This window comes from Streptomyces sp. NPDC014864 (assembly GCF_043081525.1).
Lineage (GTDB): Bacteria > Actinomycetota > Actinomycetes > Streptomycetales > Streptomycetaceae > Streptomyces.
This window is the reverse complement of the sequence record NZ_JBIBWT010000022.1, coordinates 86,785-97,685: the sequence shown is the minus strand read 5'-3', so window position 1 is coordinate 97,685 and position 10,901 is coordinate 86,785. Positions and strand designations below refer to the sequence as shown.

At 72.8% G+C, this 10,901-nt stretch carries 8 protein-coding genes; 3 read left to right on the top strand and 5 right to left on the bottom strand.

Annotated elements, in window-relative coordinates; translation table 11 throughout:
* The 3 genes from ACF1A5_RS30155 to glgB all read left to right on the top strand — a co-directional run.
* On the top strand, window positions 1–338 hold a 338-nt coding region (locus ACF1A5_RS30155), incomplete at its 5' end, for an alpha-glucosidase C-terminal domain-containing protein (protein ID WP_392196042.1).
* A 336-nt stretch (window positions 339–674) separates the two neighbouring features.
* Entirely contained in the window at window positions 675–2,069 is a 1,395-nt protein-coding gene (locus ACF1A5_RS30150) for a maltokinase (protein WP_392196041.1), read from the top strand.
* A 49-nt stretch (window positions 2,070–2,118) separates the two neighbouring features.
* Window positions 2,119–4,800, top strand: a complete 2,682-nt coding sequence (gene glgB, locus ACF1A5_RS30145) for a 1,4-alpha-glucan branching enzyme (protein WP_392196040.1) — start codon at window positions 2,119–2,121, stop codon at window positions 4,798–4,800.
* A 255-nt stretch (window positions 4,801–5,055) separates the two neighbouring features.
* Here the strand turns inward: glgB and ACF1A5_RS30140 are convergent, their stop codons facing one another.
* The 5 genes from ACF1A5_RS30140 to ACF1A5_RS30120 all read right to left on the bottom strand — a co-directional run bounded on the left by ACF1A5_RS30140 (window position 5,056) and on the right by ACF1A5_RS30120 (window position 10,817).
* The gene (locus ACF1A5_RS30140) at window positions 5,056–7,317 is read right to left on the bottom strand and encodes a HelD family protein (protein ID WP_392196039.1); all 2,262 of its coding nucleotides are present in this window, start codon (window positions 7,315–7,317) and stop codon (window positions 5,056–5,058) included.
* Between the two features lie 137 nt (window positions 7,318–7,454).
* Entirely contained in the window at window positions 7,455–7,787 is a 333-nt protein-coding gene (locus ACF1A5_RS30135) for a thioredoxin family protein (RefSeq protein ID WP_392196038.1), read from the bottom strand.
* The gene (locus ACF1A5_RS30130) at window positions 7,784–8,182 is read right to left on the bottom strand and encodes a MerR family transcriptional regulator (protein WP_392196037.1); all 399 of its coding nucleotides are present in this window, start codon (window positions 8,180–8,182) and stop codon (window positions 7,784–7,786) included. The genes ACF1A5_RS30135 and ACF1A5_RS30130 overlap by 4 nt, the downstream gene beginning before the upstream one ends.
* 82 nt (window positions 8,183–8,264) lie before the next feature.
* On the bottom strand, window positions 8,265–9,029 hold the full coding sequence (locus ACF1A5_RS30125; protein ID WP_392196036.1) for a DUF2127 domain-containing protein: 765 nt from the start codon (window positions 9,027–9,029) through the stop codon (window positions 8,265–8,267).
* A 111-nt stretch (window positions 9,030–9,140) separates the two neighbouring features.
* Window positions 9,141–10,817, bottom strand: a complete 1,677-nt coding sequence (locus ACF1A5_RS30120; protein WP_392196035.1) for an MFS transporter — start codon at window positions 10,815–10,817, stop codon at window positions 9,141–9,143.
* Window positions 10,818–10,901 lie beyond the last annotated feature (84 nt).

Sequence of the window (10,901 nt, the reverse complement as noted above, 5' to 3'; positions counted from 1 at the left end):
TGTCCTCGCCCTCCTCGCTGCTGCACTGGACCCGCCGCATGATCGAGATCCGCAAACAGAACCCCGCCTTCGGCCTCGGCTCCTACACCGAACTCACGTCGTCGAATCCGGCGGTCATCGCGTTCCTGCGGGAGTACGAGGACGACCTGGTGCTGTGCGTGCACAACTTCTCCCGGTTCGCGCAGCCCACCGAGCTGGATCTGAGCTCCTTCCACGGCCGGCATCCGGTGGAGCTCTTCGGCGGGGTGCGCTTTCCGGCCATCGGGGAACTGCCGTATCTGCTGACCCTCGCGGGACACGGCTTCTACTGGTTCCGGCTCCGCAAGGATGCCGCCTAGCTAGGGCCTTTCCTTCGGATCCGGCCGGCTCCCGGCGACGGTGCCTTCCGAGGTGCCCGAGCGGGGTCCGGTGCGTGCAGCTGCAAGGCGGAGGAGGGAGTCGACGCGATGGGGGTCCCCCCTGCCCGGGCGCAGCCCAGAGCTCGGGGGAGTCGGCGACCGACGACAACGCAGCTGGGGCCCCTGCTCGAAGAGCTCGGGGAGCGCGTGCCGGACCCCGCGACCCGCGGCGGGATCCGAAAGAGAGGACCTGTACTCGGGGGTGGGGCGGTTTCTCCCGCCCCACCCGTGGGCACGCGTCAGTCACACCCATGACCAGCGATTGGACGCGACGCCATGTCGGAAGCCGTCACACGCTCTGTCATCACCAGCAGCCCCGGCCTCCTCGCGTCCCTGGACCCGCTGCTGCGGGAGTGGCTTCCGCGGCAGCGCTGGTTCGCGGGCAAGGGTCGCCCGGTCACGGGGTTCTCGCTGGTCGCCGCGACCGAGCTGCTGCCGGCGAACGGAAAGCTGGGGCTGTTCCACCTGCTGGTCCGCGCCCATCAGCCACTCGCTCCCGTCCAGGGCGCCGTGTCACACCCGGGCGACTGCTATCAGCTCCTGATAGGTGTGCGCGAGGCGCTGCCGCCCCGGCTGGCTCCCGCGCTGATCGGGCACGTGACGGAGGGGCCGTTCGCCGGACGCACGGTGTACGAGGCCCTGTACGATTCCCGGCCCGCCGAGGTGATCCTGGAGGCGCTGCGCACCCGGGCCCGCATCGGCGGGCTGCGTTTCGAGCGGCAGGACGAGATACGCGCGGACCTGGTGCCGCGCGTGGTGACCGCCGAGCAGTCCAACTCCTCGGTCGTCTACGGCGATACGTTCATCCTCAAGTTGCTGCGCCGGGTCGTCCCCGGCGTCAACCCCGACCTGGAGCTGCCGCTCGCGCTGGCCCGGGAGGGCTGCCCGCGGGTGCCCCCGCCGACGGCGTGGATGACGGCGGAGCTGGACGGCGAGTCGTACACGCTCGGCGTGCTCCAGCCCTTCCTGCAGGGCGCGTCGGACGGCTGGGAGCTGGCGCTGCGCGAGCTGGCCAAGGGGGAGGACTTCAGCGCCGAGGCGCGGGCGCTCGGACGCGCCACGGCCGAGGTGCACACCGCGCTCGCTCGCGCGCTGCCCACCGTCACCCTGGGCCATCTGCAGATGCAGTCGCTGGTGGACGGCATGGCCGAGCGGCTGGAGGCGGCCGCGCAGGCGGTGCCCGCGCTGCGGCCGTTCGCCCCCGGCCTGTTCTCGGCGTTCGAGGCGCTCGCCGATCTCGCCGCCGAGGGCCACACCTGGACCGCGCAGCGCATCCACGGCGATCTGCACCTGGGCCAGTGCCTGCGCTCCCCGTCCGGCGAGTGGTGGCTGATCGACTTCGAGGGCGAGCCGGCCAAGCCGCTGGCGGAGCGGCGGATGCCGCAGTCCGTGGTGCGGGACGTCGCCGGGATGCTGCGCTCCTTCGACTACGCGGCGCACTCGGCCGGCGGTGCGCCCGCCCCGGAGTGGGCCGAGGCCTGCCGGGCCGCCTACTGCGCCGGATACGCCGAGGTCGCCGGCCGCGACCCGCGAACCGACCCGGTGCTGCTGCGGGCCTACGAGACGGACAAGGCGATCTACGAGGTCCTCTACGAGGCCCGGCACCGCCCCGACTGGCTGCCGGTGCCGCTCGCCGCGGTGCGCCGGCTGGCCGCCCCCGACCCCACCTGACCCACATCCACCCCCTTCCCACCTGACCTGCGCCGAGGAGGCACCGCCCGTGACCCCCCGCCCCCCGTCCAGCGGTTCGGATCCGAAGAAGACGCCCGCACGGACCGGCGCCGAGCAGCCGACGGCCGCCCCGCGTAAGAGTTCCGCGCGGAAGACGGCGTCCCAGACGGCCGAGAAGAACGAGAGCCCCGAGAACACCACCCGGAAGAGCGTGGAGAAGGCCGCGGCGAAGAAGACGGCGGCCCGGAAAGCGGTGACCAAGAAGGCCGCGACCAGGACGACGGACGCGACCAACGCGACCAAGGCGGCCAAGGCGACCGCGAAGAGGACGGCGGCGAAGAGCGCGACGTCCGCGGCACGGTCCGCACCGGAAGCGGCGGCGAAAGCCGCGCCGAAGAAGGCCCCGGCGAAGAAGCCCGCCGCGAAGAAGACCCCGGCCCGCAGGACGGTCGCGGTCAAGACGGACGCGGAGACCGGGGGCACGGCAGAGGCCGTCGCGGCAAGGGAGGCGGGGGCGGCCCCGGCCGGGCCGCTGGAGGTGGCCGCCTCACCGGCCTTGGACGCGGGAGACCGCGAGCGGCTGCTCGCCGGCGCGCACCACGCCCCGCACTCGGTGCTCGGCGCGCATCCGGTGCCCGGCGGGGTCGCCTTCCGGGCCTTCCGGCCGTACGCGCTGGCCGTCACGGTCCTCACCGGTGACCTGCGCGCCGAACTGCACGACGACGGGCAGGGGTTCTTCTCCGGGCTGCTGCCGCTGCGGGAGGTCCCGGCCTACCGGCTGGAGGTGGCGTACGAGGGGACGCTCCAGCACACCGAGGACGCCTACGGCTTCCTGCCCACCCTCGGCGAGCTGGACCTGCATCTGATCGGCGAGGGCCGCCATGAGGAGCTGTGGCAGGTGCTGGGCGCCCACCCGATGACGCACCAGGGCGTGACCGGCACACGCTTCTCGGTGTGGGCGCCGAACGCCCGGGGTGTGCGGGTGGCCGGCACCTTCAACTTCTGGGACGGCACCGGCTTCCCGATGCGCTCGCTGGGTTCCTCGGGCGTATGGGAGCTGTTCGTGCCCGGCATCGGCGAGGGCGAGCTGTACAAGTTCGACATCACCCGGCCGGACGGCTCCCGGACGCTGCGCGCCGACCCGATGGCGCGCCGCACCGAGGCCCCGCCGGCCACGGCCTCCGTCGTCCACGCCTCGCACTACGAGTGGCGCGACCAGGAGTGGCTGGCCCGCCGCGCCGACGTCCCGGCGCACGACGCGCCATTCTCGGTCTACGAGGTGCACCTGCCGTCCTGGCGGCCGGGGCTGACCTACCGTCAACTGGCTGAGCAGCTGCCGGTGTACGTCAAGGACATGGGCTTCACGCACGTGGAGCTGATGCCGGTCGCGGAGCACCCCTTCGGCGGCTCCTGGGGCTACCAGGTCACCGGCTTCTACGCCCCCACCGCGCGCCTGGGCACCCCGGACGACTTCAAGTACCTGGTCGACGCGCTGCACCGGGCCGGGATCGGCGTGATCATGGACTGGGTGCCGGCGCACTTCCCGCGCGACGCCTGGGCGCTGGCCGAGTTCGACGGACGTCCGCTGTACGAGCACGAGGACCCGCTGCGTGCCGCGCACCCGGACTGGGGGACCCTGGAGTTCGACTTCGGCCGGCGTGAGGTGCGCAACTTCCTGGTCGCCAATGCGGTTTTCTGGTGCCAGGAGTTCCACATCGACGGGCTGCGGGTGGACGCGGTCGCCTCGATGCTCTACCTGGACTACTCGCGCGAGCCGGGGCAGTGGACACCTAACGAGTTCGGCGGCCGGGAGAACCTGGACGCGGTGGCGTTCCTCCAGGAGATGAACGCGACCGTGTACCGCCGGGCGCCGGGCGTGGTGACCATCGCCGAGGAGTCCACCGCGTGGGACGGCGTCACCCGGGCCACCCACCACCGGGGGCCGAGCGGCTTCGGCGGTCTGGGGTTCGGGCTGAAGTGGAACATGGGCTGGATGCACGACTCGCTGGAGTACATGAGCCACGAGCCGGTCCACCGCAAGTACCACCACGGTGAGATGACGTTCTCGATGGTGTACGCCTACAGCGAGAACTACGTGCTGCCGATCTCCCACGACGAGGTCGTGCACGGCAAGCGGTCGCTGGTGTCGAAGATGCCCGGCGACTGGTGGCAGCAGCGCGCGAACCTGCGGGCCTATCTGGGCTTCATGTGGTCCCACCCGGGCAAGCAACTGCTCTTCATGGGACAGGAGTTCGCGCAGGGCTCGGAGTGGTCCGAGGTCCGGGGCCCCGACTGGTGGCTGCTCGACCCGGCGTACGGGGCGGAGGCCGACCACCGGGGCGTGCGGGACCTGGTGCGCGACCTCAACTCCATCTACCGGGGCGCGCCCGCGCTGTGGCAGCGGGACGTCCACCCCGACGGCTTCCAGTGGGTCGTCGGGGACGCCGCGGACGACAACGTGTTCGCCTTCCTGCGCTACGACGCCGAGGGCAACCCGCTGCTGGCGGTCACCCATCTCGCCCCGGTGGTCCGGCCCGACTACCGCCTCGGTGTCCCCGACGACGTCCCGGCCTGGCTGGAGGTGCTCAACACCGACGCGGCCCGGTACGGCGGCGGCGACGTCGTCCACCCGGACCCGGTCAAGCCGGAGCCCCAGGGGTGGCACGGCCGTCCGGCGAGCATCCGCCTGACCCTGCCGCCCCTGGCGACGGTGTGGCTCCGGCCCGCCTAGGGCCTTTCTTTCGGGTCAGGCCGGCTCCGGGCGACGGTGCCTTCCGAGGTGCCCGAGCGGCGTCCGGTGCGTGCAGATGCAGGGCGGAGGAAGGAGTCGACGCGATGGGGGTCCCCCCAGCCCGAGCGCAGCCGAGAGCGCTCGGGGGAGTCGGCGAGTGACGACAACGCGGCAGATGTGCGTGCCGGACGCCGCGACCCCGGCCAGATCCGGAAGAGAGGGCCCAGTGCTCCGGGCCCGCCCGGCCACGGGCCGTCAGCCGAGGGTGTCCGCCAGCGGCTCGGGCAGGTCGCCGGTGTGCAGCACGCCCAGCCGCTGGGTGGCCCGGGTGAGGGCGACGTACAGGTCGCTGGTGCCGTAGCGGGCGGGCTCGACGACGAGGACGGAGTCGAACTCGAGGCCCTTGGCCTGGCGCGGGTCGAGCAGGACGACCGGCCGCGTCAGGTCGGGCTCCGCGCCCGCCGTCACCCCTTCGAGCCGTGCCGCGAGCGCCCGGTGCAGATCGCGCGGGGCGATCACCGCGAGCCGGCCCTCGGCCGGGGTCAGCTCCCGCACCGCGCCGGCGACGGCGCCGGGCAGGTCGTCGGTGGCGCGGGCCCAGGGGCGCAGGCCGGTCGACCGGACCGAGCCGGGCGGCTCGAAGGCGGGGTTCTCGGCGCGGACCATGGCGGCGGCGACCTCCATGATCTCGGCCGGGGTGCGGTAGTTGACGCCGAGGCGGGTGTGCTCCCAGCGGTCCTCGACGTACGGCTGGAGGATGTCCGCCCAGGAGCCGACGCCCGCCGCCTCCGCGGTCTGCGCGGGGTCGCCGACCAGCGTCATCGAGCGGGTCGGGCTGCGCCGCATCAGCAGCCGCCAGGCCATCGGCGACAGCTCCTGCGCCTCGTCCACGATGATGTGCCCGAACGCCCAGCCGCGGTCGGCGGCGGCGCGCTCGGCGGCGCTGCGGTGGTCGGCCTCCTCGTGCCGCTCGGCGAACCGCTCGGCGTCGATGACGTCGTGCGCGGCCAGCACCTCGGAGCCCTCCGGGTCGCTGTCCTCCTTGTCCTCGAACTCGTAGGTCCGGGAGGCGTAGGACACGTCGAGGACGCCCTGCGCGAACGACACCTGGGCCTCGCGCTCACGTTCGGCGCGGGCGCGGACCGCGCGGTCGTCCTCGCCGAGCAGTTCGGCGGCCTCGTCGAGCAGCGGCACGTCGGCCACGGTCCAGGCGCGCGTCACCGGGCGGCGGACGGCGTCCGCGTCCGCCTCGGAGAGGTACCCGTCGGGCGCGGCGAGGAAGTCCGCGACCAGCCGCCGCGGGGTGAGACGGGGCCACAACCCGTCGATGGCGGACCAGACTTCCGGGTTCTCGGCGAGCTCGTCGCGGATCTGGGTGATGTCACTGGCGTCGAGCAGGTTCGAGCCGTCGTAGGGGTCGGTGCCGATCCGCTCGGCGACCAGATCGGTGAGCGTGTTGAGGATGTGGCCCTCGAAGTGCTCGCGCGCCGCGTTGTGCGGCAGCCCGGTGGCGCGGGTGCGTTCGCGGGCGACGTTCACCAGGCCGTCGTCGAGCATCAGGACCTCGCGGTCGTGTTCGATCGTGACGACCGGGTCGGGCAGCGCCTGCCGGTCGCGTACGACGGCGGCGAGCACGCCGGCCATCTCGGCGCGGCCCTTCACCGCGGCCGCCTCCGGGGTGTCGGCCGCCGTCGCCCGTACGCCGGGGAACAGCTCGCCCACGGTCGCCAGCAGGACGCCGGTCTCGCCGAGGGAGGGCAGCACCTCGCCGATGTAGCCGAGGAAGGCCGGGTTGGGTCCGACGATCAGGACGGCCCGCCTGGCGAGCAGGTCCCGGTGCTCGTAGAGCAGGTAGGCCGCGCGGTGCAGCGCGACCGCGGTCTTGCCGGTGCCCGGGCCGCCCTCCACCACGAGCACCCCGCGGTGCGGCGCCCGGATGATGCGGTCCTGGTCGGCCTGGATGGTCCGCACGATGTCGCCCATGCGGCCGGTGCGCGCGGAGTCGAGGGCGGCGAGCAGCACCGCGTCGCCGGTCGGGTCCTCGTGGCCCGTGCGGGTGGCGTCGCCGAGGTCGAGGATCTCGTCGTGCAGGGCGGTGACCCGGCGGCCCTCGGTGGAGATGTGCCGGCGCCGGCGCAGGCCCATCGGGGTGTGGCCGGTGGCGAGGTAGAAGGGGCGGGCGACATCGGCCCGCCAGTCGATCAGGACCGGTGTGCGGTCGGCGTCGTCGGCGCGCAGGCCGATGCGGCCGATGTGGTGGCTGACGCCGGAGGCGAGGTCGATCCGGCCGAAGCAGAGCGAGCCGTCCACGGCGTTCAGCGCGGCGAGCAGCCCCGAGCGCTCGGCGACGAGGATGTCCCGCTCCAGCCTGGCCTGCATGGGCTTGTCGCCCTGCGCGAGCGCGTCCGCGACCGAGGTCTCGGTGTCGCCGCGCAGCGCGTCCACGCGCGCGTACAGCCCGTCGACGAATTCCTGCTCGCGACGCAATTCATCGTCCGGAAATTCGGTGTTTGACAATTCCGCTCCCGCCCGGATATACTGTACTCACTGAACTTATTCGCGACCAATTTCACTGAAGTCGCGAATCGGCGAATATACGCGAAGAAATCCCCCGGACGCAATCGCTCGGGGGATTTCCTCATGTCCGGGTGCGCTCAGAGCACGTCGGAGAGCTCCTCCAGGAGCCGGCGCTTGGGCCGCGCCCCCACCATCGCCTTCACGGGCTCGCCGTCGCGGAACACCATGAAGGTGGGCATCGACAGCACCTTGTACGCGTTCGTGGTGTCCGGGTTGGTGTCCACGTCCAGCTGCACCACCTTGAGCCGGCCGCCCTCCTCGGCGGCGAGCGCGGTGAGCACCGGCCCCATCTGCCGGCACGGCGGACACCAGTCGGCGGTGAACTCGACCAGCACCGGGAGCTCCGAGCCGAGCACCTCCGTCCCGAAGTCCCCGTCGGTCACCTCTGCCACACCCGCCGCCTTGATCACTGCTCCTGCCCTCCCAGTTCGCACCGCGGGGCCAGCCCGTCCCTGGCGCGCTCGGCTCTCGCCAGTTGCGCGCCGACCTGCGCCCGCACGGCCCGCAGCTCGCCGATCAGCGCGTCGAGCTCGTCCAGCTTGCGCCGGTAGACCGTGAGCGAGGCCGGGCAGGAGTCGCCCTCCGGGTGCCCGGCCCGCAGGCACTCCACGAACGGCCGCGTCTCCTCCAGGTCGAACCCGAAGTCCCGCAGCGTCCGGATCTGCCTGAGCAGCTTCAGATCCGCCTCGTCGTACGTCCGGTGCCCGTTGAGGTCCCGCCGTGCTCGCAGCAGTCCCCGCGACTCGTAGTACCGCAGGGTCCGCGTCGTGGTCCCGGCCCGCTCGGCCAGCTCGCCGATTCGCATGGACAGGAACGTACGCCTTGACGCCGACGTCAAGGCAAGCGCGGCGGCGGCCGTCCGGTCCGCTCCCCTCCGCGCCGTCCGCTCAGGCGGTGACTCCGGCGGACTCCTCCACCTCCATCAGCGAGGCGCTGTGCCGCTCCTCGTCGAAGGCCCTGCGGCCGCCGCGCAGGCCGAACAGGCGCTTGGCCAGGGCGATGTAGAGGACGGCGAGGATGTTGAGCACCAGCGTGGCGATCTTCACGGCGCTGACGTGCTCGGTGAGCTCGTAGATCTCCAGCGGCAGGAAGGCGGCGGTGGCGACCACGGTGAGGTACTCGGCCCACCGCTTGGCGTACCACAGGCCGACCGCCTCGACGAGCTCGACCAGCGCGTACGCCACCAGCAGGGCCGCCACCACGAGCAGCGTGGAGTGCTGGTAGCCGAAGGTCTTCTGGATGGTGCCGACGACCGGCGAGTGGTCGAGGTCGTAGTGGAAGTGCCGGAAGACCGGGCGGAAGACGTCGAGGTTCTCGTTGAACAGCCGCCGTACCGCGTCCTGGCTGTTGCTGAACTTCCACACCGCCACGGCGACCAGCACGACGAAGACCCCGCGCACGGCCCGCTCGACGGCCAGGAACCGCAGGATGAACAGGTCCCTCAGCACCTTTCCGCGCGGCACCAGCGGAGCGTCGGCGGCCGGTCCCGAGCCGTGCGGCTCACCGAGCACGAAGTCGCCGCAGCGCAGGCAGCGCCACGCGTCCCCGAGGGCGGTCCGGGTGTGCAGCCGGACCCGCAGCCGGGGGTCGTCCGGCGCGTAGGTCACGTGCCCCTTGCGCGCGCAGTGGCGCCGGTCCCAGTCGATCTTCATGTCCCCCGTACCTCCGCAGAGCCTCGCACGCACACGGAACGTGCCGTGCCGGTTGATCCGGCACGGCACGCTAGTGCATCCGGGGAAGAGGGCGGCATGAGGGGCGGCCGGTCAGCGCGCGGCGCCGACCGCCGGCTCCCGCTCCTCCTCGGCCGCCGCGTCCGGGGCGGGGGTCTCCCGGCCGGGCAGCAGCAGGGCGACGAGGAGCGTGCCCACGCCGAGGACCACGGCGCCGACCAGGCTGGTGTGCGCGACCGCGTCGGAGAAGGCGGAGCCGACCGCGTCCCTCATCTGCCGGGCCCCCTGGGCGAGCTGCCCGGCCTGTGCCTTCAGCTGGGCGGCCTGCTGGGGGTCGCCCGCCCCGGCGGCCTGCTCGGCGAGCCGCCGCGCCTTCGCGCCGACGCCCCAGGCGACCTGGTAGCCGGCGCCGACGGAGTCCTGCGCGGTGGACAGGGCGCTCGGCGGGAGCTTGCTGCCGGCCGTGGCGTCGGAGAGGTGGTTCGCGTAGGAGGTCGACAGCAGCGAGCCGAGGATGGCGATGCCGAGCGAGCCGCCGAGCTCCAGCGAGGTGTCGTTCACGGCTCCGCCGACGCCCAGCTCGGACTCCGGGAAGGCGCCCATGATGGCGTCGGTGCAGGGCGAGAGCGCGAGCCCGATCGCCAGGCCGAGGATCATCAGCGGGGCCACGAAGTCGCCGTAGGACGACCCGGCGTCCACCCGCGTGAGCAGGGCGAGGGCGGCGGTGCCGCCGACCATGCCCGCGGTCACGGTGAGCCTCATGCCGACGCGCGGGGTGAGGTAGCCGGTCAGCGCCGAGCCGGCGAAGACGGCGCCGGCGAGCGGCAGCATCCGCAGGCCGGTGCCCAGGGCGTCGTACCCGAGGACGAACTGCAGGTGCTGGGTGAGGTAGTAGAAGGCGCCGAAGACGGCCAGGAAGAACAGCGCGACGGCGAGGTTGGACCCGGCGAAACGGCGGTGCGCGAAGCGGCGGACGTCCAGGACGGGACGCGGGTGGCGCAGCTCCCACAGGACGAAGGCGGCCAGCCCCACGCCCGCGACGGCCGCGGCCGTGACCGCCTTGACGCCCCAGCCGAAGTGCGGGCCCTCGATGATCATGTAGACCAGCGCGCCGATCCAGACCACCGACAGCAGTCCGCCGACGTAGTCGATGCGGTCGTGGTGGCCGGCCCTGGACGGCGGGACCAGGACGAAGGCGGCGACCAGCGCGACGGCGGCGATCGGCACGTTGATCAGGAAGGTCGAGGACCAGCCGTGGTTCCTGAGCAGCGCTCCGGCGACGACAGGGCCGGCCGCGATGGCGAGTCCGGCGGTCGCGGTCCACAGGGTGATCGCCTTGGCGCGCTCGGCGCGCGGGAAGGTCGCGGCCAGCAGCGAGAGCGTGGCCGGCATGATCAGCGCGGCACCCACCCCCATCACCGCGCGGGCCGCGATGACCGTGGCGGCGCCGTCGGCGAGGTAGCCGAAGACGGCCCCGCCGCCGAACACGACGAGCCCGAGGACGAGTGCACCGCGCCGGCTGTACTTGTCGCCGAGCGCGCCGAGCAGCAGCATCAGCGCGGCGTAGGGGACGGTGTAGCCGTCGATGACCCATTGCAGGTCCGCGCTGGACAGGCCGAGGTCCCTCGTCATGTCGGGCGCGGCGACCGTGAGGGCGGTGTTCGCCATCACGATGATCAGCAGACTCAGGCAGAGCACCAGGAGCGCCCACCAGCGCCGGGCGTAGGGGCGGTCCGTCCTCTCGACCGGTTCCGTCATGACGAGTCGCATGGCTTCGGGTCGCCTTCCTCACAGACGTGCGCGACGGCACTGACACGAGCAACTTCCACACTGAAGCGCAATTGCACAACCATG